At 66.9% G+C, this 21,881-nt stretch carries 21 protein-coding genes; 6 read left to right on the forward strand and 15 right to left on the reverse strand.

The genetic code is table 11. The features are described from left to right. Window positions 1–132: 132 nt before the first annotated feature. Window positions 133–438, reverse strand: coding sequence for a hypothetical protein (locus CRO50_RS00160; RefSeq protein ID WP_097143858.1), 306 nt, complete (start codon window positions 436–438; stop codon window positions 133–135). Window positions 439–482: 44 nt separating this feature from the next. After that, window positions 483–1,706: a urate hydroxylase PuuD gene (locus CRO50_RS00165; RefSeq protein WP_097143859.1), complete on the reverse strand. Its 1,224-nt coding sequence runs from the start codon at window positions 1,704–1,706 to the stop codon at window positions 483–485. A 283-nt stretch (window positions 1,707–1,989) separates the two neighbouring features. Between CRO50_RS00165 and CRO50_RS00170 the strand changes: the two genes are divergently transcribed. Next, complete coding sequence (locus CRO50_RS00170; RefSeq protein WP_097143860.1) at window positions 1,990–2,403, forward strand: rhodanese-like domain-containing protein; 414 nt, start codon at window positions 1,990–1,992, stop codon at window positions 2,401–2,403. 96 nt (window positions 2,404–2,499) lie between these two features. Here the strand turns inward: CRO50_RS00170 and CRO50_RS00175 are convergent, their stop codons facing one another. Beyond that, the gene (locus CRO50_RS00175; RefSeq protein WP_097143861.1) at window positions 2,500–3,831 is read right to left on the reverse strand and encodes an ammonium transporter; all 1,332 of its coding nucleotides are present in this window, start codon (window positions 3,829–3,831) and stop codon (window positions 2,500–2,502) included. A gap of 31 nt (window positions 3,832–3,862) precedes the next feature. Continuing rightward, a complete protein-coding gene (locus CRO50_RS00180) occupies window positions 3,863–4,201 on the reverse strand; it encodes a P-II family nitrogen regulator (RefSeq protein WP_097143862.1) in 339 nt (112 codons plus the stop codon). 265 nt (window positions 4,202–4,466) lie between these two features. Between CRO50_RS00180 and CRO50_RS00185 the strand changes: the two genes are divergently transcribed. Beyond that, window positions 4,467–6,686: a transglycosylase domain-containing protein gene (locus CRO50_RS00185; RefSeq protein WP_232617789.1), complete on the forward strand. Its 2,220-nt coding sequence runs from the start codon at window positions 4,467–4,469 to the stop codon at window positions 6,684–6,686. Window positions 6,687–6,780: 94 nt separating this feature from the next. On the opposite strand, the gene CRO50_RS00190 is transcribed toward CRO50_RS00185, so the two are convergent. From CRO50_RS00190 to CRO50_RS00240, 11 genes are read right to left on the reverse strand one after another with little or no spacing between them, the layout of a single operon-like run. Beyond that, window positions 6,781–8,145, reverse strand: a complete 1,365-nt coding sequence (locus tag CRO50_RS00190; protein ID WP_157791756.1) for a M20/M25/M40 family metallo-hydrolase — start codon at window positions 8,143–8,145, stop codon at window positions 6,781–6,783. Continuing rightward, entirely contained in the window at window positions 8,142–8,858 is a 717-nt protein-coding gene (locus CRO50_RS00195; protein WP_097143864.1) for an SDR family NAD(P)-dependent oxidoreductase, read from the reverse strand. The genes CRO50_RS00190 and CRO50_RS00195 overlap by 4 nt, the downstream gene beginning before the upstream one ends. Further along, window positions 8,855–9,937: a Gfo/Idh/MocA family protein gene (locus CRO50_RS00200; RefSeq protein ID WP_097143865.1), complete on the reverse strand. Its 1,083-nt coding sequence runs from the start codon at window positions 9,935–9,937 to the stop codon at window positions 8,855–8,857. Before CRO50_RS00200 ends, CRO50_RS00195 begins: the two co-directional genes overlap by 4 nt. After that, on the reverse strand, window positions 9,934–10,986 hold the full coding sequence (locus CRO50_RS00205; protein ID WP_097143866.1) for a Gfo/Idh/MocA family protein: 1,053 nt from the start codon (window positions 10,984–10,986) through the stop codon (window positions 9,934–9,936). The genes CRO50_RS00200 and CRO50_RS00205 overlap by 4 nt, the downstream gene beginning before the upstream one ends. Further along, window positions 10,983–11,903, reverse strand: a complete 921-nt coding sequence (locus CRO50_RS00210) for an NAD-dependent epimerase/dehydratase family protein (protein WP_097143867.1) — start codon at window positions 11,901–11,903, stop codon at window positions 10,983–10,985. Before CRO50_RS00210 ends, CRO50_RS00205 begins: the two co-directional genes overlap by 4 nt. A 43-nt stretch (window positions 11,904–11,946) precedes the next feature. After that, on the reverse strand, window positions 11,947–12,468 hold the full coding sequence (locus CRO50_RS00215; RefSeq protein WP_097143868.1) for an ureidoglycolate lyase: 522 nt from the start codon (window positions 12,466–12,468) through the stop codon (window positions 11,947–11,949). After that, the gene (locus tag CRO50_RS00220; RefSeq protein ID WP_097143869.1) at window positions 12,465–13,364 is read right to left on the reverse strand and encodes a polysaccharide deacetylase family protein; all 900 of its coding nucleotides are present in this window, start codon (window positions 13,362–13,364) and stop codon (window positions 12,465–12,467) included. Before CRO50_RS00220 ends, CRO50_RS00215 begins: the two co-directional genes overlap by 4 nt. 33 nt (window positions 13,365–13,397) lie before the next feature. Next, window positions 13,398–14,396 carry a succinylglutamate desuccinylase/aspartoacylase family protein gene (locus CRO50_RS00225; protein WP_097143870.1) on the reverse strand — a complete coding sequence of 333 codons (999 nt, stop codon included), beginning with the start codon at window positions 14,394–14,396 and terminating at the stop codon, window positions 13,398–13,400. Then, window positions 14,393–14,884: a VOC family protein gene (locus CRO50_RS00230; protein ID WP_097143871.1), complete on the reverse strand. Its 492-nt coding sequence runs from the start codon at window positions 14,882–14,884 to the stop codon at window positions 14,393–14,395. The genes CRO50_RS00225 and CRO50_RS00230 overlap by 4 nt, the downstream gene beginning before the upstream one ends. 17 nt (window positions 14,885–14,901) lie before the next feature. Then, window positions 14,902–16,104 (reverse strand): pyridoxal phosphate-dependent aminotransferase, encoded by a 1,203-nt coding sequence (locus CRO50_RS00235; protein WP_097143872.1) that lies wholly within the window; start codon window positions 16,102–16,104, stop codon window positions 14,902–14,904. 17 nt (window positions 16,105–16,121) lie between these two features. Continuing rightward, window positions 16,122–17,651, reverse strand: coding sequence for a carboxypeptidase M32 (locus CRO50_RS00240; protein ID WP_097143873.1), 1,530 nt, complete (start codon window positions 17,649–17,651; stop codon window positions 16,122–16,124). 197 nt (window positions 17,652–17,848) lie between these two features. On the opposite strand from CRO50_RS00240, the gene CRO50_RS00245 reads away from it, so the two are divergent. The 4 genes from CRO50_RS00245 to CRO50_RS00260 are packed head-to-tail and all read left to right on the forward strand — an operon-like array spanning window position 17,849 to window position 21,859. Continuing rightward, the gene (locus tag CRO50_RS00245; RefSeq protein ID WP_097143874.1) at window positions 17,849–18,730 is read left to right on the forward strand and encodes a DUF4438 domain-containing protein; all 882 of its coding nucleotides are present in this window, start codon (window positions 17,849–17,851) and stop codon (window positions 18,728–18,730) included. Continuing rightward, complete coding sequence (locus tag CRO50_RS00250) at window positions 18,727–19,602, forward strand: DUF4438 domain-containing protein (RefSeq protein ID WP_097143875.1); 876 nt, start codon at window positions 18,727–18,729, stop codon at window positions 19,600–19,602. The genes CRO50_RS00245 and CRO50_RS00250 overlap by 4 nt, the downstream gene beginning before the upstream one ends. After that, a complete protein-coding gene (locus tag CRO50_RS00255; protein ID WP_097143876.1) occupies window positions 19,599–20,705 on the forward strand; it encodes an Ldh family oxidoreductase in 1,107 nt (368 codons plus the stop codon). The genes CRO50_RS00250 and CRO50_RS00255 overlap by 4 nt, the downstream gene beginning before the upstream one ends. Further along, window positions 20,702–21,859 carry a M24 family metallopeptidase gene (locus tag CRO50_RS00260; RefSeq protein WP_232617788.1) on the forward strand — a complete coding sequence of 386 codons (1,158 nt, stop codon included), beginning with the start codon at window positions 20,702–20,704 and terminating at the stop codon, window positions 21,857–21,859. The genes CRO50_RS00255 and CRO50_RS00260 overlap by 4 nt, the downstream gene beginning before the upstream one ends. Window positions 21,860–21,881: the final 22 nt, after the last annotated feature.

Raw genomic sequence — 21,881 nt, forward strand, 5'->3', positions numbered from 1 at the left:
GGCCCCGGCGGGCGCGGCCCGGGCTTGCAGCCCGCGCCAAGGGGAGCGCATGGCGTAGGGTGGGTGCCAACCCACCTTTGGCGGTGGTGAAGAGGAAGGCGGCTGCCCTGGGCGGCGGGGTGAAACCCCGCCCTACGGGAGCAAATCCCGCACCGCATCCGGCGCCCGATCCGGGTTCGTCACGCAGATCACCCGATGCGCCTGCGCAGGCTTGGCGCCCAGAAACACGGTCAGATCGGCATTGGCGGGAAAATCCGTCAGCCGGATCACCGTCGCCCCCTCTGCCCCGGCGCAGGTTCCGGCGATATGCCAGACCTCCTGCGCCTCGGCGCGGAAACGGCGGATCGACACCGTGACCTCGGCGTCGAACATGGCCCCGAAGGCCACCGGGGCGGCGAACTGCTCGGCCCGCGCCGGAAGGGCGGTAAGGAGCAGCAAGGCAAGGACCGCTCCTTTCATGGACCCTCCCCGGTTTTTCGGGCCTAGCCGCGAGTCGCGGCCTCGTACCAGTCACGGATGGCCTGACGTTCCTCTTCTTCGATGAAGGAAACGTTAGCGGGCGGCATGGCATGGCCCAGCCCGGCCTGCAGGTAGATGGCGCGGGCGTTGCGCAGGATCTGGCTCTCGCTGTCCAGCCGCACGCCCTTGGGCGCCCAGAGGATACCGTCGTAGAAGGGCTCGGCCGCATGGCACATCGAGCAGCGGCCCAGCACGATGTCATGGACATCCTCGTAGCCCTCGGCCTGGGCGAAATGCTCCAGCCCCGCGGGGATCGCGGCCTCGTCCTCGGGGGCATCGCGCCAGAGCGGGGCGGTGGACAGGAACATCACCAGCAGGAAGATCAGCGCGGTCAGAAGCCAGGTCCAGTAGGGCATGCCCTTCTTGGAATGCATGGTGTTGAAGAAATGCCGGATGGTGACGCCCATCAGGAAGACCAGGCTGGCGATGATCCAGGTGTATTCGGTGGCAAAGGCCAGCGGGTAGTGGTTGCTGAGCATCATGAAGATGACCGGCAGCGTCAGATAGTTGTTGTGGGTCGAACGCTGCTTGGCGATCTTGCCGTACTTGGCATCCGGCACCCGGCCCGCCTTCAGGTCATCCACCACGATGCGCTGGTTGGGCATGATGATGAAGAAGACATTGGCCGACATGATCGTGGCGGTGAAGGCCCCGAGATGCAGCAGCGCGGCGCGGCCGGTGAAGACATGGGTGTAGAACCAGGCCAGCCCGACCAGGATCACGTAAAGCCCGATCATCAGCCGCGTGTTGTCGTCGCCGAACTTCGACTTGCAGAGGAAGTCGTAGATCAGCCAGCCCAGACCCAGCGAGGCCAGGGAGATGGCGATGGCGCCCCAGGCCGGAAGATCGGCCACCGCCGGGTCGACCAGGTAGAAATCCGCGCCCAGGTAGTAGACCAGCCAGAGCAGGGCGAAGCCCGAGAGCCATGTGGCGTAGCTTTCCCATTTGAACCAGACCAGGTGCTCGGGCATCTCGGCAGGTGCCACCAGGTACTTCTGGATATGGTAGAAGCCGCCGCCATGGACCTGCCATTCCTCGCCATCCGCCGGGCCGGGAACATTTCGGTTCAGGCCCAGATCCAGCGCGATGAAATAGAAGGACGATCCGATCCAGGCGATCGCCGTCACCACGTGCAGCCAGCGGACCGCGAACTCCACCCAGGCCCCGATGGCCGCCAAATCGTACATTCTGTCCCCCAGAGGTCATGCTTTTCCCAAGCATAAGCACGGTTTGCGCGGGGCGGCAATCTAGGCGCCGCGACTGCCCCGACGGGGCGGTGGAAAAGCTCAGGGATGGGGCAGCGCCCAGGCGGGCGAAGACCGCCCTGCCCCATGGCCTGCGGCGGGACCGGACCGGCGACCCGAGCAAGTTGCATGGCATTCTACACATCGCGCGACATAGGCGGTCGACGCCGCTACGTAGTCCTATCTCTGGCCCCTCTCGACGGCGGGGCGACACAAGAGGACAAGCATGAAGACGGAGAAACTCGGCACTTTCGAGCTGGAGACCTGGGCCCCCGACGAGCTGGCCCTTGCCCGCGATGCGCGGCGGGTGGTGGTGATCGACGTGCGCAGCGCGGCCGAATACGCCACCGAGCGCCTTGGCGGCAGCCTGCTGATGCCGATGGCGGAATTCGATGCCGCGGCCCTGCCGGACCAGGAGGTGAAGAAGATCGTGCTGATCTGCGCCAACGGGCTGCGCTCGGCCAGGGTCGCGCGGGGGCTGATCTCGAGCGGGCTGCAGCGGATCGGACACCTGGACGGCGGGATCGCGGGCTGGAAGGCGGCGGGGCTGCCCTGGCGCGGTCTCGATCCCGAGACGGGCAGCATGGCCTGGCAGGAGCAATCGCTGCGCCCCCAGCCGGCAAGGGGTTTGCGCTGGTAAGCCGGGCGTGCGGTTGGGTCAGGCAGGGGCTTGCAACGAAAAGACCCAGGCGCTTGCGCGCCTGGGCCAGGTATTGGCTGAATTATGGAAGGAGGATCAGCCTTTCGAGAACTCCGGGTAGGCTTCCATGCCGAGCTCGGCCATGTCGAGGCCAGCGATCTCGTCTTCTTCCGAGACGCGGATGCCGACGATGGCTTTCAGCAGGAACCAGACCACTGCGGAGGCGATCACGGTGGCGCCGCCGATGACGACAATACCGTAGATCTGGGAGCCCAGGGAGGCGCCGTCGTTGGTGAAGACAACGGCGATGGTGCCCCAGATGCCGCAGACCAGGTGAACCGGGATCGCGCCGACAACGTCGTCGATCTTCAGCTTGTCCAGCAGCGGAACCGTGAAGACGACCAGGATGCCGCCGATGGCGCCGATGATGGTCGCCGCACCCAGGGTCGGGGTCAGCGGTTCAGCGGTGATCGAGACCAGGCCAGCCAGGGCGCCGTTCAGCACCATGGTCAGGTCGACCTTCTTGTACATCAGCTGGGTCAGGATCGCGGCAGCCACGGCACCACCGGCAGCAGCCGTGTTGGTGTTCGAGAAGATGCGCGACACGTCAGCGACGTCACCGACCGAGCCCATGGCCAGCTGCGAGCCGCCATTGAAGCCGAACCAGCCGAGCCACAGGATGAACGTACCCAGGGTGGCAAGCGACAGGTTGGAGCCGGGGAAGGCCATGACCTTGCCGTCGACATAGCGACCCAGGCGCGGGCCCAGGATAATGGCGCCGGTCAGAGCAGCCCAGCCACCGACCGAGTGCACGATGGTCGAACCAGCGAAGTCCGAGAAGCCAGCTTCGCCGACGAAGCCGCCGCCCCAGGTCCAGGATGCGGTGATCGGGTAGATGATCGAGGTCAGGATGATCGTGAAGATCATGAAGGGCCACAGCTTGATGCGTTCGGCCAGGGTGCCCGAGACGATCGACGCGGTTGCGGCACAGAACATCAGCTGGAAGAAGAAGTCCGAACCGGTGGAGGCGTAGCCGTAGTCGTCGGCGGTCTCGGCGGTCACGCCGACAGCTTCCAGGACGCCGGGGCCCCAGACACCGGACAGGACGCCATCGACGGCCCAGCTACCCAGCGGGTACATCAGGTTGTAGCCGATCAGGTAGTAGAAGATCGACGCCAGGCCGAACAGCATGACGTTCTTGGTCAGCTGCATGGCGACGTTCTTGGAGCGCACCAGGCCAGCTTCCAGCATGGCAAAGCCACAGGCCATGAAGAAGACCAGGAAGCCGCCGATAAGGAACAGCAGCGTGTTCAGGATGAAGACGGAGTCGGTCGGCACGGCGGCCGCGACGGCTTCATCTTGCGCAAGGCCGAGGCTCGGCAGCGCGATTGCGGCTGCGGCAAGGCCAAGTTTTGCGAAGGTTTTCATTGGATTAGTTTCCTTTCCCCTGTCCGGCGTCTCAGAGCGCGTCGTCGTTGGTTTCGCCGGTCCGCACTCGAACCGCCTGCTGGACATCCAGCACGAAGATTTTGCCGTCGCCGATTTTGCCGGTCTTGGCGGTGCTGGTGATGGTCTCGACCACCTGGTCGGCCATGGCCGCCGAAACGGCGATTTCCAGCTTGATCTTGGGCACGAAATTCACGGCGTATTCAGCACCGCGATAGATTTCGGTATGGCCCGACTGAGAGCCGAAGCCCTTGATTTCCGTCACCATCATCCCGCGCACGCCGATCTCGGTCAGCGCCTCGCGGACCTCCTCCAGCTTGAACGGTTTGATTGTCGCAATGATCAGTTTCACTACTATCCCCTTCCTTTTTGCGGGCTGTCGCGCTCAGCGCACCCGCCCTTTGGCACTGGCAACTAAGCCGCCATGCCCCCAGATGCGGAACAGATCCGCCCCCAGAACAGAGGAAATCGCCCTTCGACTGCCGGGTTTTTGATCGGTTCTGAAATTTCGCCCTAAATTTAGGCAAATCTGAATCGCCCTTTGGGGCATCGAGCGGCTCAACATTCACGCCGAGAGGGGGTATCCTGCGGCAAAAGAAAGGCTCCGGGCAGGACGCATGAGTGATTCAGGCAAGCGCAGACCTCGTTTGGTCGCGGATAAACGCTATGGTGGGTCGAAAGGCCCGAAACGCCCCGCGCGAAGCGGTGGCGGCAGCGGCAGTGGTGGCGGCAAGGGTCGTGGCAAGGTGGCCCGCAAGGCCCCGCCGCGAAAGACGGCCCGGAAGGCGGCACCTCGCCGACGCAGCCCGGCCAAGCGTCGCAATCCCGTGGTGAACTTCTTCCTCTCGATCTTCGGCTGGATCTTCGGCCTGATCTGGCGCGTGCTTTGGCGTCTCTGTGCGGTCACCGCCGCGCTGGTGATCCTGGCCGCCGCGATCTCGGGCCTGACCATGCCGCCGCTCGAGGATCTCTATGACGGAAGGGTGCGGGGCTCGGTCACCCTGCTGGACGACTCGGGCGAGGTCTATGCCTGGCGCGGCGACCAGTTCGGCGGCATGGTCAGTGCCGAAACGGTCTCTCCGCATCTGAAGAACGCCATTGTCGCCACCGAGGACAAGCGCTTCTATCGCCATCTCGGCGTGTCTCCGCGCGGCATCGCCAGCGCCATCCGCATCAACCTGCGCGAGGGGCGCGGGCCGCTGTCGGGCAACGGCGGTTCGACCATCACCCAGCAGACCGCCAAGCTGCTCTGCTTCGGCCAGAGCTACGATCCGACGGTCTGGGACAGCGAGGCCGCCTACGAGGCCGATTGCCGCGCCAGCACTCTGGCGCGCAAGGCCCGCGAGGCGATTTATGCCGTCGGCATGGAGATGCGCTACACCAAGGATGACATCCTGACGCTCTACATGAACCGGGCCTACCTGGGCGAGGGCACGCGCGGCTTCGAGGCCGCCAGCCAGCGCTACTTCGGCAAGTCGGCAGCCAATGTAACGCCCGCCGAGGCCGCCATGCTGGCCGGCCTTCTGAAGGCACCGACCCGCTACGCGCCGACCAACAACCTGCAGCGCAGCCGCGACCGGGCCTCGGTCATCGTGCGGCTCATGGAGGATCAGGGCTACCTGTCCCATGCCGCCGCAGAGGATGCCATCGCCAACCCGGCGCAGCTGAGCCAGAAGGCACAGGAGCAATCGGGCGGCTATTTCGCCGACTGGATAATGTCGTCTGCGCCGGATTTCCTGACCTCGAAGACCACCGCCGACGTGATGCTGACCACGACGCTGGACCAGCGCATCCAGAGCGCCGCCGAGGAAGCGGTGAAATGGGTGTTCGAAGAGAAGGTCCGCGAGGGCTCCAACGCCCAGGCCGCCGTGGTGGTGATGAGCGCCGATGGCGCCGTGCGCGCCATGGTGGGCGGTCGTGACGTGACCGGCGGCGGGGTGTTCAACCGCGCCACCCAGGCGCTGCGGCAGACGGGATCGAGCTTCAAGCCCTTCGTCTATGCCACCGCGCTGGAGCTGGGCTATCACTACAATGACGTGGTGGACGACGCGCCGCTGACCATCGACATCCCCGGCTCGGGTCCCTGGAGCCCCGAGAATTACGACCACCAGTTCCGCGGCCCCGTGACGCTGGAAGAAGCGCTGATGAAGTCGCTGAACATCCCGGCGGTGCGGGTCGCCACCGAGGTGGGGCTGGAGAACGTGCGCAAGATCGCCAGCGATTTCGGCATCCAGAGCGACCTGGCCGCAGGCCCGGCTCTGGCGCTCGGCGCTTCGGAAAGCACCCTGGTCGAGATGGTGGGAGCCTATGCCGGTATCCTCAACGGCGGCTCCTCCGTCACGCCCTACGGGCTGAAGGAAGTACGCCTGCAAGGCGATGCAGAGCCCCTGATGGGCAGCGACGGCGGCATCGGCGAGCGGGTGATCCGCGAGGAAGCGGCCCGGGAGCTGATCTACATGATGCGCCAGGTCGTCACCCAGGGCACTGGCGGCCGCGCGGGCCTTGCCGACCGCGAGATCGCGGGCAAGACCGGCACCACCCAGGCCGCCCGCGACGCCTGGTTCGTGGGCTTCTCGGCCGATTACGTGGCCGGGGTCTGGATGGGCTACGACGACAACACCCCGCTCACCGGCGTCACCGGCTCGGGTCTGCCCGCCGAGATCTTCCACGAGGTCATGACCCGCGTCCACGACGGCCTGCCGGTGCATGAGCTGCCGATGCTGCACCCGGCCCCCGAACCCGCGCGCAACCTGCCAGGCGCGCCCTCCCAGGGCAGCGGGCAGCGGCTGGACAACGTGATCGAGAGGGCGCTGAAGGATATCTTCGGCCTGAACTGACCGCCCAGGCCACCCCGACCGGCAATGCCGGGAAAGACGAAAGGCGCGCGCTACACGAGGAGCGCGCGCCTTCATGTCTTCAGTGCCGGGCGCCTCAGCTCTTGCCGAAGTGCTCCATGATCGCGGCGGCGTACTTGATGCCCTGGATGTACTTGTCCACGTGCACGTTCTCGTCCGGGGCATGCAGGTTGCAGCCGGGATTGGCGAAGCCGGTCAAGACGCAGGGAATCCAGACGTGACGCAGGATGGCGCCCTCGGCCGAGACGCCGTTGACGATCGGGGGCTCGCCATAGACCTCATGGGCGGCGGCGATGATCGCCTCGCTGATGTCTTCCTTGGCCGAGATCTTGTAGGGCTCCTCGGCGCGCTCGAAGGTCCGCACCTCGATGTTGTCGAAGCCCTGGGCCGCGATGTGGTCGCGCAGCTTCTTCGCCGCGGCATCAGGCTGGATGTTGGGGATCAGGCGGAAGTCCATGCGCACCCGCGCCTCGGCCGGAACGATGGTCTTGGTGCCCTTGCCGGTGTAGCCGCCGACGATGCCCTGGATATTGGCCGTAGGCTCGTAGGTGCGGGCGCGGACGGCGTCGATGCCTTCGCGGTTCAGCACGAAGTTGTCGACGCCCAGCTCTTCCTTCAGCAGGTCGAAGTCGATCCGCGCGGCCTTGTCGGCCAGGAAGCCCTCGTGATCCTCGTCGGGGATGTAGATGCCCTCGGCCCAGTCGTCGATCAGGATATTGCGGTCCCGGTCCATGATCGTGGCCAGGCAGTGGACCAGGTCCCAGACCGGGTTCGGCACTAGCGGGAAGTTCAGCGAATGCACGTCGGTCCTGGCGCCCCGCGCCACCAGCTCGACGAAGAGCACCGACTTCAGGCCAAGCGAGACATCGGGCACATCCGGGCCGACTTCCAGCGACCCGTCCAGGCAATGCATCCCGTCCGCCGCCAGCAGCTCCTTGTTCTGCTCGGCCCAGGGCCCGAGGTTCGGAGAGCCGATTTCCTCTTCCCCCTCGATCAGCAGCTTCAGTCCGACCGGCACGTCGCCGCGTACCGCCAGGAAGGCCTTGGCCGCCTTGTTGAAGGCCATGACGCCGCTCTTGTTGTCCGTGGCGCCGCGCCCGTAGAGCACGCCGTCGACGATCTCGGCCGACCAGGGCCCACCGTGGGTCCAGGCCTCGATCGGCTCGGGCGGCTGCACGTCGTAGTGCGAGTAGCAAAGCATGGACTTCTTCGAGCTCTTCGACTTGATCTCTCCGAAGACAACCGGGGGACCTTCACGCAGTTCGTGGAACTCCGCCGGCAGCCCGTCCTTGTGCATCATGTCGCGCAGCAGCTCGGCGCATTCGCGCAGACCGATGTCCTGTGCAGAGATCGACGGCTGGCGCACGAAGCTCTGCAGATCGGCGACGAATTCGTCGGCGTGGGCATCGATGTAGTCGTAGATTTCCTTCATGTCGCTCATGTCGTTTCCTCCTGGGACAGGTCCCATGCGTTGAGCCGCGCCCCGCTGAACCCCGGCGCCCGCGTGGCGGCAATCCGCAGGAAGGCGGGGGCCAGCGCCGCTGGCGCGACCCACTTCTTCTTCAGCTCCGGGGGGTAGTTCTGTTCCGACATCGGCGTCTGCATCGCCATGCCGGGGGTGATCGTGCAGGACAGGATGCCCGCGGCCTCGCCTTCCATGGCCAGGCACTTGGAGAGCCCCTCCAGCGCGTGCTTGGCGGCGCAATAGGCGGTCTCGTCGGCAAAGCCCTTGATGCCGGACTGCGAGGAGACGAAGATCAGCGCCCCGCCGCCTCGCGCCACCATGTCGGGCCAGACGGCCTGGGCCAGGATGAAGCCCGCGTCGATGCCCACGTCCAGCGTGGCGCGGAACATCTCGTAGCTGACCTCGGCGAAGGGCTGGGGTTTCAGGATGGCGGCGTTATGCACCAACGTGTCGACCGGCCCGGCTGCGCGCAGCTCGGCGATGGCGGCGCGGGTGGCATCCGCATCGGAGAGGTCGCAGACCACGGTCCGGGCACCCAGCTCGGTTCCCAGGGCGGCCAGCGCCGCCCCGTCCCGGTCGATCAGCCCCAGCGAGGCCCCCTCGGCGGCGAAGGCGCGCGCGATGGCCGCGCCAAGTCCCTGCGCCGCGCCGGTGATGACGACATGCTGTTCGGCAAGGGGGCGGGTCATGTGGCGCTGGCCAGGTCGAGGTCGATCCAGCGGCGTTCCTCGGTCGAGGTCCAGACCGCGTCCAGCACCATCTGGTTGCGCAGCCCGTCCACGAAGGTGGCGCCACGGGCCAGCGGGCGGCCCTCTGCGATGGCCGAGGTCAGCTCGCGCAGGGCCTCCAGGACCGAGACGTTCCAGATGCCCTTGTTCAGACCCGGCAGGCCCGCATTGGGATCGGTGACGGTGATCTCCTCGAAGCCGCCGGTGCCCTTGGCGAAGTAGAGCCGCTCATCCGAGTTCGACAGGGTGATCGTCCCCTTCGAGCCAAAGATCTGCGTCTCGTTACCCATGTTGGCGGCGGCGACACCGGACATGAAGACCTGCGCCAGCGCGCCCGAGGGCATCTGCAGCGTGAGGTGAGAGAGGTCGTCGGAGGTCGCTGTCCAGCCCTCACCGGTCTTCGGGTCGATCCGGTCCGGCACCATGGTCAGCGCCTGGCCGATGACCGAGGCGGGCTCTCCCAGCCACCAGCGCAGCATGTCCACCTGGTGCGAGCCATTGGCCCCCAGGCGGCCGCCGCCCTGGGCGCGGTCCGACCACCAGTCGCCGCGCGGACGGCTGGCGGGGTCGTTCCAAGAGGCGCCGATATTGGTGATGTTGATATGCCGGATCTCGCCCAGGTCGCCCTGGGCGATCATCTCGGCGATACGGGCACGATTGGGATTGAAGCGCAGCTCGTGGTCCACCATGTGCAGGCGGCCTGCGGCACGGGCGGCCTCCAGCATGGCGCGGGCCTCGGCCGCGTTCATGGCCGTCGGCTTCTCGCACAGGACATGGGCACCGCGAGCCACGCAGGCCTCAACCATGGGGGCATGCATGACGGTCGGCGTGGCGATGCAGACCAGGTCCAGCTCGACCTCGTCCAGCATCTGCCGCCAGTCGTCGTAGACATGTTCGATCCCGTGCGGCTCGCTGGCGGCACGGGCGCTCTCCATCCGCCCGGAGGCCAGCGCGACGGGGGTCGCGCCGTCGATGTGGGCAAGCGCGGGCAGATAGGCATCGCGGGCAAAGCTCGCGCCGATAATTCCCGTTCTGATCATGCTGATTTCTCCTGTTGGTCTGTTTCTTCGCGCAGCTCGGCGATGCTGACGGGGGCTCCGCGGTCCGAAGACCGGATGCAGGCCGCCAGCATGAGCAGAGATTGCAGATGGTCACGCCCCGAACACTCCAGCGGGCCCTGGCCCGTGAAGGCCCGCACGGCCATGTCGAGCAGGGCACGGGCATCGGTGAGCCAGGGTTCATGCGGGGCCATGGGGACGGGGGTGTACTCCGCTTCGGTCCGCCGGGCGGCGACCAGGTCCGAGAACATCTCGCGCTGGATCAGGACCCCGTCGGTGCAGTCGGTGCGCCAGTCGAAATCCAGCCGGTCGACGCCGCCCGCCCAGGTGCCCTGGTAGTTGACGAACATCCCGCCCTCGAAGTCGATCAGCGCCGAAACATTGGCGTCGCCACGGTACATCGACCAGCTGGGGTTGAAGGTCCGGGCGTCGATCCTCAGCGGCTCGGCCCCGTAGACATGGCGCATCAGGTCGAAGTGGTGGATCGACTGCTCCCAGAGCATCGGCTGATCCATGGTCAGCGGGTACTTGTTCAGATGCGGCAGCTGGCCGTCGCGCCAGCGCTCGTAGGTGAAACGGGCGAACTCGGGCTGGCCGACACGCCCTTCGGCCAGGGCCTGGCGCAGGGCGACGGTGACCGGCAGGTAGCGGAAGTTCAGCCCGACGATCAGCTTGCGGCCCAGGGACTCGGCCTGTGCCACGTAGCGCGCGGCCAGGCCGACATCATCGGCCAGGGGCTTCTCGGCCAGGATGTCCAGCCCGGCGCCGAGGCAGGCCTCGATCTGGGCCTCCCGACCGCCCGGTGGCGTGACCAGAAGCGCCGCGTCGGCCTCGACCTGTCGCAGCAGGCCGGCCGCATCCGCAGCCGTTGCGGCCGCCGGGAACAGGGTCGCCGCCGCCTTGAGGGCCGCCTCTCCGGGATCGGCCAGGCCCACGACCTGCACGTCGTCGCGTTCGGCGACCACGCGCAGCCAGGTCCGGGCTCGGGCGCCGAGACCGATGACGACAAGGCGCAGGGGGGAAGGGGTCATGGGGTATCCTCCGACAGGCCGAGGGCCGCCAGTCCGGCCGGGATCGCTGTCCAGTCAAGCAAGGCCATGGGCGAGCGGCGGCAACTGCCCATGGGCGGGCGCATCGGCCCGTCGGTTGCGAAGTGGCGTGGCACACCCGGCGCGATCAGCTCTGCCAGGGCCTCATCGCCGATGGCCGGCGGCGTACCCGCGTGCAGGACGCCGGGTTCAACGTCGGGCAGGGCCTCGAGAAGCGCGGCGACGCCCTGGGCGAGATCCGGCAACCAGGCCCATTCCCGCAGGGCGCCTGCCCGGCCCGAGCGCAGCATGCCCTGCACCGCCTCGGCATGCAGGCGCTGCGGCAGGCTGAGACCGGGGCGGGAGGGGCGCGCCACCTCGCCCGGCCCGAAGATATTGCCCAGGCGCAGGGGAAGGGCAGCGAAGTCCGGCTCTTGGGCGGCCATGGTCAGGATCTCTCCCGCCAGCTTGGTGGCGGCATAGGGGCCCTTGGCCGTCGGGGTCATGTCCTCGGTCAGCCGTGCCCGGTCCAGCCCGTCGCGCTGGTCGAAGACCCCGGTGGAGCTCAGAAAGATGAGCCGCCCGGCCCCGGCCTGCCGGGCCTCGGCCAGGGCGCGCAGGGTCAGGGTGGTGTTCATCTCCAGATGCGCCGCCGGGCTGATCCCGAGCGCCTCGGGTGAGGCCGTCAGCGCCGCGCCATGGATCACCGCCCCCGGCGCCAGGGAGGCGATGACCCCCGGCGAGGCCAGCAGATCTGCCTCGACGAGACGCACGCCTGTCAGCTTCCGCCGCGCCGCTGCGTCGAAGTGCCGGTCCAGGGCGGTGACCTGCCATCCACGGCTGGCCAGCGCCTGCGCAAAGGCCGCGCAGACGAAGCCACCGGCCCCGGTGACCACCACATGACGTCGGTCGCCGCTCATCGCTGGGAAGCCATCTGGGCAGTCATCAGGACGGGCCGGCGGCTCATGCGCCGGGCTCCATCAGGGTGACTGGCGGGATCGAGCGGAACTCATCGTCCGCACCCGGTCCGCCGCGCCACATCATCACGACGAAATTGCCGTCGCGGTCGAGGACGCAGGCGCCCATGTGCCAGACCATCGGGCGGAAGATCACGCCCCGGTTGCCGGGCACCAGGAAGCCCTGCGCCGCCGCGGGCACCGGGTCGCCGTTCTCGTCCGAGGGCATCACCATCACGACGTAGCGGCTGACATCCATCGGCACGAAGCATTGCGCCGCATGGGGGTGGCGCTCGACGCCGGCGCAGACCAGCGGCAGCACCGAGGGCGCGACCCGGTTCACGTGCACCACGGGGGCGGCCGTTTCCGGGCGCGGGTCGAAGTGGGCGCTGTAGAAGGCCCGGCGCTCCGAGACGGCGGGGGGCTTCACGAATTCGCCGAAGGGGGCGAAGGCGGCATCATCTGGGTCTTGAAGCACGATCACCTGTTCGTTCGACAGGCGGCGTGCAGGTCGTCCGGTTCCGGTCATGCAGGCGACACCTCGGCCCAGTGCCGCGCGATATCCGCGCGCCCCGCGATCCAGACGCCCTCGGCCTTCTGAACATGGTCGATGAAGCGCATCAGGCCCGACAGTCGCCCTGGGTGACCCAGGATGCGCGAATGGATACCGACCGACATGATGCGCGGCCTGGTGGCGGCTTCCGCCAGCAGCACATCGAAGGAGGCGATCAGGAAATCCGCGTAGTCCTGCGGATTGAAGACATCGCCCGAGAGGAACTTGGCGTCATTGGTCACAAGCGAATAGGGCACCACCAGGTGAGCCGTCTCGCCGACCGCGGTCCAATAGGGCAGGTCGTCGTTGTAGGCATCGCTGTCGTAGCTGTAGCCACCGTGTTCGACCACCAGGCGCCGGGTCCGGGGCGAGCGGGAATAGCGGCTGTACCAGCCATCGGGCGCGCGGCCGGTCATGCGCTTGATGCTGTCGTAGGCGCGGGCGATATGCTCGCGCTCGGTCGCCTCGTCCAGCCGGTAGTGCTCGATCCAGCGCCAGCCATGGGCGCAGATATCCCAGCCGCTTTCGGCCACCGCCTCGGCCACCTTGGGCGCCCGTTCGAGGGCCAGGCCGCAGGCGAAGATGGTCAGCGGCAGGCCACGGTCGCGGAACAGGTCCCGGATGCGCCAGAAGCCGGCGCGCTGGCCATATTCGTACATGCTCTCCGATGCGAGGTCGCGGTCCCCCTGGGGCACGCGCGGCGCGCGCACCTCCAGCAGGGCCCCCTCGGAGCGGCCATCGCCATCCCCGAGAGAGTACTCGGACCCCTCCTCTACGTTCAGCACGAAGTTCAGTGCAAGACCTGCACCATTGGGCCAGCGCACCTGCGGCGCGCCGCCCCCGTACCCAAGGAAGTCACGTGTGTCTGTCATGCGGCCTCCTGCGGGCAGGGGCGAGCGGGCAACTCAGTCACGGGTACCCTCCACCTTGCAGAAGAAGCAGCACCAGTCACCCATCTGGACGTTGGGGAAGGCGCGCAGGCCGAAGAACATGCCGTCCGCCGGGGCCTCCAGTGCCCCGACCTCGTCGCCGAAGACATCGACAATGCGCGCGATCGGGTCGCCCTTCTTCATCATGGTCAGGAAATCCACGCCCTCGACCGGCAGGTAGATGCCCGAGGCCGGTGCCAGCAGCGCTTCCTGCACGCCCTTGTAGCAGGGGTCGGGATAGGCGGCTTCGCCGGGCAGCATGTCGTAGTGGTAGCAGATGTTCAGGATCGAGGCCGCCAGTTCCTCGGCCACCCAGCGGAAGCGGTCGGGCGAGGTCGCCGAGCGGCCGCCCAGCTCGACCGTGATGCCGGTCTTGCCGCTGCCGTTGAGCGCGGCCATCGGGCTGCCGGTCTTGGTGAAGTTGGACATGATGCAGCCCCAGCCCGGCCCCATGGCCTTGGCCAGTTCGACCGATTCCGGGCGCTCGTCGACGAAGATCGCCTTGTCGAGGTAGGAATGCGAACCGCCCGAGTGGATCGAGATCTCGATGTCGGCGACATCCTTCATCGCCATCCAGTGAGCGTGCGCGATCCGTTCCGAGAAATAGCCATCAGCCTTGCCCGGATAGATGCGGTTCATGTCGTAGGTGAAGGTATCCAGCGGGTTGCCCCGCTCGGCGGCCGAGAAGGCCATCGGGTTGACCACCGGCACCAGCACCACGGCGCCGGTCAGCTGCGCGGGGTCGATGCGGCCCATGGCCAGCTGGCAGGCGCGCGGGCCCTCGGGTTCGTCGCCATGGATGGCGCCGTTGACCCAGAAGACACGGCCGGGCTTGGCGCCGTTGATCACGACGACCGGGATGTCGACGCGGAGGCCCCCCGCAAGGGTGCTGGCGGCGATATGGCCGCGCGCGATTTCACCGGGCTTCGCCGAGGCGCTGCCCACCGTCAGGGTCTGGTTCTCTACCGTGCTCATACTGCTTCTGCCCCCGACTTCTCGTAGGCGGCCAGCTGCTCGGGCGTGTAGACCTGCATGAATTCGATCTCGATGCCGCCGGCGTCATTGTCGAGGAAGGCCACCCAGCCTTCAGGGTGGGCATGGCTGCCGGTCTTCTGGCAGGCCTTGCATTCGCGCAGGCTGGCGCCCTGCTTCTGGGCATGGGCCAGGGCGGCGTCGATGTCGTCGACCTCGTAGCAGATGTGGTGCAGCCCCTCGGCGCCGCGCTCGCGGATCCACGAGGCGAAACGGCCATCGGGATCGGTGGACTGGCAGAGCTGGTACTCGATGCCACCGAGGTAGAAGAGGGCGACCTTGTTGCCCGACTTGGGGAAGTGGGTGATCTCGGTCTCGGCGGGCACGTGCAGGTAGCGGGCGTAGGCTTCCAGCGCCTTCTCGGCATCGCTGACCGCGAAAGCCATGTGCTTGATCCCGCGCACGTTCGGATTGTCTGACTTCATGTTCATCTCTGTCTTCCCTGTCTTCAGAGGGCAGCTTCATGGCTTTCGGCGCGGATCGTCTCCACCACCGAGGCCATGCGCGCCATCGCTTCGTTGATTCTCTCTACCGGCTGGGTCATCGACATCCGCACGAAGTCATCCGTGTGGTCGCCGTAGATCGTGCCGGGGTACATCATCACCTTGCCCTCGGCCAAAAGCCGTTCGCAGAAGGTGCCTGCCGTAATGCCCAGTCCCAGGCTCGAGACATCGGCATAGACGTAGAACCCGCCCTGGGGCTCGGCGTAGGACATGCCGATCCGGTCCAGACCGGCGCAAATCGCCTGGCGGCGGGCATCGTAGGTCGCCCGCATCTCCTCGACGCACTCCTGCGGGCCGCTGGCGGCGGCCAGGGCCGCGTGCTGGCTCACCGCGGCGGTCGAGATGGCGAAGGCGTGGTTGATCTCGGACATCGGCGTAATCAGGTCGCGGGGCCCGGCCAGGTAGCCGATCCGCCAGCCGGTCATCGCATAGGCCTTGGAGAAGCCGGACAGCGTGATCGTGCGCTCCTTCATGCCCGGCAGCGCGGCCACGGATTGCACCGTGTGATTGCCGAAGGTCAGCCGGGCGTAGATCTCGTCCGAGATCACGATCAGGTCGTGCTTCTCGGCCAGGGCGGCGATCTTGCGCACCTCGTCAGGCGCGGTGACCGTCCCGGTGGGGTTGTTGGGGTTGATCAGCACCAGGATCTTCGAGCGCTCGGTGATATGCGGCTCGATCATCTCGGCGGTCAGGGTGAAGTTGGTCTCCATCCCCATGGGCACCTTGACGACCTTGGCATCCGAAAGCTCGGCCGCCTGGCCGTAGGGGTTGTAGCCGGGGCAGGGCACGATGATCTCGTCACCGGCGTTCAGAAGCGCCAGGGCAATGACGAACATGCCGTGCTGGCCTCCGGGGGTGACCATGATCTCGTCCACGGCGTAATCGGCGCCGCCGTAGGTGCGGATCTGCTCGGCGATGGCTTCGCGCAGGGGCAGGATGCCCAGCGGATGGGTATAGTGCGTCGCCCCCTCGGCCAGGGCTTTCTGACCTGCGGCGACGATATGGGGCGGAGTGTCCAGGTCCGGGTCGCCCCGGCCCAGCTTGATCACGTCCTCGAGGCCTTCGGCGATGTTCAGCATCCGGGTGATCAGGTGCTCTTCGGACAGCTTGACCCGCTTGGCGAGACGTTTTGCGTTCGGCGTACTCATGGTTTCTATCCCCCTGTTCAGACCGCGAGGCCGTAGATTTCGGAAAATTTCGAGGTGAGGTGGCGCAGGTAGGGCTCGGGATCGAGCGTCCGCCCCGTGGCGTTCACCAGCAGCTCGTCGCGCCCGTAGCGGCGGCCATGCCGCGTGACCTTGTCGGTCAGCCAGTCGCGAAGCGGCGCGTAATCGGCGCCCTCCAGGGCGGTGCCGATGGCAGGCTGTTCCTGCATCGCCCTCTCGAAGAGCTGGGCCGCCATGATGTTGCCAATGGTATAGTTGCAGAAGGTGCCAATCTGGCCCGAGGACCAGTGCACGTCCTGCAGCACCCCCTGCGCATCATCGGGCACATCCACGCCCAGGTAGGACTTCATGCCGGCATTCCAGGCCTCAGGCAGGTCGTCCACCGAAAGGCTGCCTTCGATCATGCGGCTTTCCAGTTCGACCCGCAGCATGATGTGGAAGTCATAGGTCAGCTCGTCGGATTCGACCCGGATCAGGCTGGGGCGCGACCGGTTCACGGCGCGGTAGAATTCCTCGGAGGTGACATCCGCGAGGGTCTCGGGATAGGCAGCCTGGATGTCGGCGAAATGGTTCTGCCAGAAGGCGCGGCTGCGGCCGACGTGGTTTTCCCACAGGCGGGACTGGCTTTCATGGGCGCCGAAGCTGACACCCGAGACCGCATAGAGCCCGACCAGGTCGGTGGCCAGCGGCGTGCGCACATAGGCAGGATCCGCGCCTTGCTCGTAAAGGGCATGGCCGGTTTCGTGCAGCGCCCCGAAGAGCGACATCGGCATGTACTTGGGGTTCACCCGCGTGGTGATGCGCACGTCATTGCGCGTGAAGCTGATCTCGAAGGGATGCACCGTGGTGTCGAGGCGCCCGCGATCCAGGTCGTAGCCCAGCTTTGCCGCCATTTTCAGCGCGAAGGCCATCTGCCCCTCGACCGGGTACTCCCGGTACAGGAAATCCGACCGCGGCTGCTCTTTCTGGGCGATCTGCTGCACCAGCGGCAGCATGCCTTCGCGCAGGCGAGCAAAGAGCGTCTTCAGTTCGGCCGTGGTCGTCCCCGGCTCGAAACGGTACATCAGCGCGTCGTAGGGGTGGTCCTCGTAGCCGATCGCCTCGGCCATCTCGCGGCTGACATCGACGATATCCTTAAGAGCCGGGGCGAAGAGAGAGAAATCCGCCTTTTCGCGCGCTTCGGCCCATTTGTCGTGACCAATGCCGCCGAGCTCGGTCTTGCGGCGCAGCAGCTCGGCCGGGATGCGTTCGTGATAGGCGATGGCTTCTCGCACCTGGGCGACCATCCGCGCTTCGGGCGCCGTGTCGTCAAGGCCCGCCACATCCTTCTCGGCCCCCTCCAGCGCGCGCTTCATCTGGTCCGAACACAGCAGGTCCCGCGCCGCGACGGTCAGCGTCGCCAGCTGCTTCGACCGCGTTTCGCTGCCACCCTTGGGCATCATCGTGCGCGCATCCCACGAAAGGACGGAGCTAGCGTTCAGCAGGTCGTTCACCTGGCCGGATAGCGTGAGAAGATTGCTGAGGCTCATGACATTTCGTCCCTGTCTTGCGTCTGTTTTCCCGACATTGCCGAGCCCGCCGAACCGGAGCTCTTGACTATGGAAGCATCGCGTGCTTCCCATCTACATCAACAATGTCGACAATCTACTGGTGGCAATTGCCCGTAAACTTGTCAACACCAAACAGCGCCTCGATGCGCCTTCGACCAGGAGGAATTCAAAACCCGATGCCAGACCCAGCGACCAATGAAACCAGCCTCGTACAGATGGCCGTCGCCGGCGTGGTGACCACGCCATCCGTCAAGGCGGGCCAGTACATTCCCTACCCCGACGGCCGCGCCACGGTGCTGCCCGGCATGTTCGGTGTGACCTACAACGTGCGCTGCGGCGACCGGGCCTTCGGCTGGGCCGCGGACCACGTGGAACCAGGCGTTTCGATCGACGATGATGCCGACAGCGGCCGCCATCATGCGCTTCACTACCTGACCTGCATCGGCAACGAGGCCGTCGTGACCTCGGGCATGGCCGAAGGCGCACGGGGCATCGTGATCGGAGAACACGCCCGGATTCTCGTGCAGTTCGAAGATGAAGCCCAGAAGCTGATCGCCCCCGGCGACACGATCCAGGTAATCACCCACGGGCGCGGCTTCGAACTGCCCGAATTTCCGGCAGTCGAATTCAAGAAGATGAGTCCGCGGCTCTTCCACGCCCTCGGAATCACGATTGAAAACGGCAAGTTGCAGGTGCCCGTCGCCATGGAGCTTCCGATCCGGATCATGGGTTCGGGCGCCGAGCTCAACTCGGAATATGTCGACCAGGACCTGATGTCGGGCGACCGGGCGCTGATGGCCGAGCTTGGCATCGACCAGATGCAGCTGGGCGACCTGATCGCCATCCGCCACGCCGATCATCACTTCGGCCGCTCCTACCGCGAGGGCGCGGTCAGCATCGCCCTGTGCATCCACGGGGATTCGATCATGACCGGCCACGGGCCCGGCATCCTGACCCTGATGACCACGACGGACGGCAGCATCGACTTCCACATCGACCCTGACGCCAACATCGCAACCCGCCTGTCCCTTGACCTGAACCATGGAGTGCTCGCATGACCGTGACCACCAACGCCTCCGATCTCGTCGCCGTCTCCGTTGCCGGACGGGTCGCAAATCCGGGCTTCTCTGCCCTGCCCGCCGAGCCCTATCGCCTGACCGCAGAGGGCAAGGCCTTCCTCTGGCCGACCTTCGGCGGCATCGTCTACAACGTTTCCGTGGGTGACAGCGCCTTCGGCTGGTCGGGCGATTGCGTGCATCCCTCGGTCTCCATCGCCCACCCGGATGCCAATAAGAACCGCGGGCTGAACATCTTCGCCTGTGTGGGCAACCGCGCCACCGTCACCAGCGGCGCCGCCAAGGGCGTCACCGGGACCGTGACCGGCAAGTCCGGGCGCTTCTCCGACCAGGTCATCGTGCATTTCGACCGCGCCACGCGCCAGAAAATCGCCGTCGACGACCAGATCATGATCGCCGCCGAAGGGGTCGGGATGACCCTGGCCGATCACCCCGGCATTGCCTTCAAGTCGCTGGCGCCGGCGCTCTTCGACAAGCTGCCGAAGACCGTCGAGAACGGCGTGCTGAAGATGGGCGTCGTGGCAACCGTCCCGCCGCACATGGTGGGCGCCGGGGCCGGGCTGACCTCGGAGGGCGGCTCGCTGCACATCCAGTCGACCGACCGCGCGGAGCTTGCCCGGCACGGCCTGGACAAGCTGCGGCTGGGTGACGTGGTGGCCATCGCCGACACCGACAGCCGCTACAACCACGGCTACCTGCGGGGTGCGATGTCCATCGGCATCGTTGGCCAGACCGACGGCCCCCGCGCCGGCTACGGCCCCGGCATGACCGTGGTCATGACCGCCCCCGACGGCCAGCTCTCCAGCTACGAGGCCGCCGCCAACATCGCCGACATCCTGGAGCTTTCCGCATGACCACCGAACAGACCCCGGCGCGCGCCATCACCATGACCAACGTCGAGAAGACCTCGCTGCGTGCCTTCGTGGCCGAGGGTTTCGAGGCCCTGGGCCTGACCGCCGAGGACGCCGGCATCTTCGCCGATGCGCTGATCTTCTCTGAGCTGCGCTTCCATCCCGGCCAGGGCCAGGGCGTTATGCGCCTGCGCCGCTACCAGGAGCGGATCAACAATGGCGAAGTGGCGCCGCGTGCGCCCTGGACCATCCTCAAGGAGGCCCCCAGCCTGGCCCTTGTCGATGCCCATAACGGCATTGGCACCGTCGCCGCCTCCAAGGCCATGGACCTCGCGGTGAAGAAGGCCAAGGAAAACGGCATCGGCACGGTGGTCGTGCGCAATTCCACGCATTACGGCTCCAGCGCGGTACATGCCTGCCGGGCACTGGAGGCGGGCTGCATCGGCATCGCCTTTACCAACGCCGGCCCCGAGATGGCCCCCTGGGGCGGGCGCGAAGGCGTCACCGGCACCAACCCCTGGTCCATCGCCGCGCCTTCGGACAAGGGCTTTCCGGCCGTGCTCGACATCGCGCTGACCACCGCCGGCAAGGGCATGATGAACTGGTACCTGCGCGAGGGAAAGAAGATGCCCCTCGACTGGGCGCTGACCCCTGAGGGCGAGGAGACCGATGACCCTGCCGCCGCGATGAAGGGCGCCCTGCTGGGGATCGGCGGGCACAAGGGCTATGGCCTGGCCTTCATGACCGAGGCCCTGACCGGCGTGCTCTCGGGCGCGGGCTTCGGCCTGACACCCTATGCGGACCCCAAGAAGCTGGACGTCAGTCACATGTTCATCGCGCTGGACATCTCCTGGTTCATGGAGCCGTCCGAATACGAAGCCCGCATGGGCCAGTTCATCGAAATGGCCAAGTCCCGCGCCCTGCGCCCCGGTTTCGACGAGATCCTCGTCCCCGGCGAACAGGAAGCCCGCCGCGAGGCCAGCAAGTCCGAGAACGGCGTGCCGATCGCCGACAGCGTGCTCGAGGACTTCCGCAAGCTCGGCCCCGAGCTGGGCCTGAAGACCGAGCTGAAGGTGCTGGGCGCCTACACCGGGGACATCCTGTGACACCCGCACCGCTGACACCCGGCTTTCACGCCGCCGCCCGCGACCGCCTGCGCCTGCGCGCGCAGGCGGCGGGCCTGGACGGGCTGCTGCTCTGCCATGTCGCCAATATCGCCTATGCCACGGGGCTCTTCCTGTCCGCCAATGAACGGCCCATGGCGGTCTGGCTGCCGGTGGATGGCGAGGCGATCCTGTTCATGCCCGAGCTGGAACGCGAGAACGCCGAGGGGACAGGTATCGCCGACCTTCGCTGCTACCCCGAGTTCCCCGGTCATGTGCCGCCCGTCCTTTGGATGCTGGAAGAGATCGGCCGCAAGCGCGTCGGCCTCGACCAGCTGGAAGCCCGGCTGCTGGATGCCGCGCGGGCGGCGACGGCAGCGCTGGACCTGACCGACCACGGCATGCTGGAGCGCACCGTCAAGCAGCCCGAGGAACTGGCCCTGGTGCGCGAGGCGGCGCATTTCGCAGACCTCTTCCTGCACCGCCTGCACGCCCAGGCCGCCGACATCATCCGCCAGGGCGGCACCGAACAGGACCTCATGGCCGATGCCATGGCGCATGCCCGTGGTGCGCTGCTTGCCCGTCACCGCGACGCCTTCCCCGGTCAGCCAATGGGGATCACCGCCTCGGTCCACTCGGGCCCGCGCGCGGCGCTGCCGCATGGCGCGGTGCTGCCCCGCGTGCCGCAGCCGGGGGAAACCCTGATCGCGGGAATAGGTGGCAGCCTCGGGGGCTATCACGCCGAAAGCGGGGTGACGCTGATCCTGGGCACCCCCAGTGCCGAACAGCGCCGCATTATGCAGGCCATGGAGGCCTGCGATCTTGCCGCGCAAGAGGCCCTGGCCCGCGGCGCCAGCTGCCAGCAGGTCGATGACGCCGCGCTCGAAGAACTGCGCAAGGCAGGCCTGGGGCGGGCGATCCGGCACCGGATCGGCCACGGCATGGGGCTTCAGGGCCACGAGGCCCCCTGGCTCGCGCCCGGCGATGCCACGTCGACCGGCCCCGGCATGGTCTTCTCCTCGGAACCCGGCGTCTACCGCCCCGGCCGCGACGGATACCGCACCATCAACACCATGATCACGACCGAAACGGGGGTGGAGGTTCCCTCCCGTTTCCAGACCGACACACCGATCGACGCGCGTGTCATCGCGCTGTGATCCAAGACCAACAGGGAGCACG

It is taken from the genome of Pseudooceanicola antarcticus (assembly GCF_900215355.1).
Taxonomy (GTDB): domain Bacteria; phylum Pseudomonadota; class Alphaproteobacteria; order Rhodobacterales; family Rhodobacteraceae; genus Pseudooceanicola; species Pseudooceanicola antarcticus.

Bases quoted from the DNA above. Each gene is read 5' to 3' on its own strand.
- CRO50_RS00165 (WP_097143859.1), bottom strand. From the start codon at position 1,706: ATGTACGATTTGGCGGCCATCGGGGCCTGGGTGGAGTTCGCGGTCCGC.
- CRO50_RS00170 (WP_097143860.1), top strand. From the start codon at position 1,990: ATGAAGACGGAGAAACTCGGCACTTTCGAGCTGGAGACCTGGGCCCCC.
- CRO50_RS00175 (WP_097143861.1), bottom strand. From the start codon at position 3,831: ATGAAAACCTTCGCAAAACTTGGCCTTGCCGCAGCCGCAATCGCGCTG.
- CRO50_RS00185 (WP_232617789.1), top strand. From the start codon at position 4,467: ATGAGTGATTCAGGCAAGCGCAGACCTCGTTTGGTCGCGGATAAACGC.
- CRO50_RS00190 (WP_157791756.1), bottom strand. From the start codon at position 8,145: ATGAGCGACATGAAGGAAATCTACGACTACATCGATGCCCACGCCGAC.
- CRO50_RS00195 (WP_097143864.1), bottom strand. From the start codon at position 8,858: ATGACCCGCCCCCTTGCCGAACAGCATGTCGTCATCACCGGCGCGGCG.
- CRO50_RS00200 (WP_097143865.1), bottom strand. From the start codon at position 9,937: ATGATCAGAACGGGAATTATCGGCGCGAGCTTTGCCCGCGATGCCTAT.
- CRO50_RS00205 (WP_097143866.1), bottom strand. From the start codon at position 10,986: ATGACCCCTTCCCCCCTGCGCCTTGTCGTCATCGGTCTCGGCGCCCGA.
- CRO50_RS00210 (WP_097143867.1), bottom strand. From the start codon at position 11,903: ATGAGCGGCGACCGACGTCATGTGGTGGTCACCGGGGCCGGTGGCTTC.
- CRO50_RS00215 (WP_097143868.1), bottom strand. From the start codon at position 12,468: ATGACCGGAACCGGACGACCTGCACGCCGCCTGTCGAACGAACAGGTG.
- CRO50_RS00220 (WP_097143869.1), bottom strand. From the start codon at position 13,364: ATGACAGACACACGTGACTTCCTTGGGTACGGGGGCGGCGCGCCGCAG.
- CRO50_RS00225 (WP_097143870.1), bottom strand. From the start codon at position 14,396: ATGAGCACGGTAGAGAACCAGACCCTGACGGTGGGCAGCGCCTCGGCG.
- CRO50_RS00230 (WP_097143871.1), bottom strand. From the start codon at position 14,884: ATGAACATGAAGTCAGACAATCCGAACGTGCGCGGGATCAAGCACATG.
- CRO50_RS00235 (WP_097143872.1), bottom strand. From the start codon at position 16,104: ATGAGTACGCCGAACGCAAAACGTCTCGCCAAGCGGGTCAAGCTGTCC.
- CRO50_RS00240 (WP_097143873.1), bottom strand. From the start codon at position 17,651: ATGAGCCTCAGCAATCTTCTCACGCTATCCGGCCAGGTGAACGACCTG.
- CRO50_RS00245 (WP_097143874.1), top strand. From the start codon at position 17,849: ATGCCAGACCCAGCGACCAATGAAACCAGCCTCGTACAGATGGCCGTC.
- CRO50_RS00250 (WP_097143875.1), top strand. From the start codon at position 18,727: ATGACCGTGACCACCAACGCCTCCGATCTCGTCGCCGTCTCCGTTGCC.
- CRO50_RS00255 (WP_097143876.1), top strand. From the start codon at position 19,599: ATGACCACCGAACAGACCCCGGCGCGCGCCATCACCATGACCAACGTC.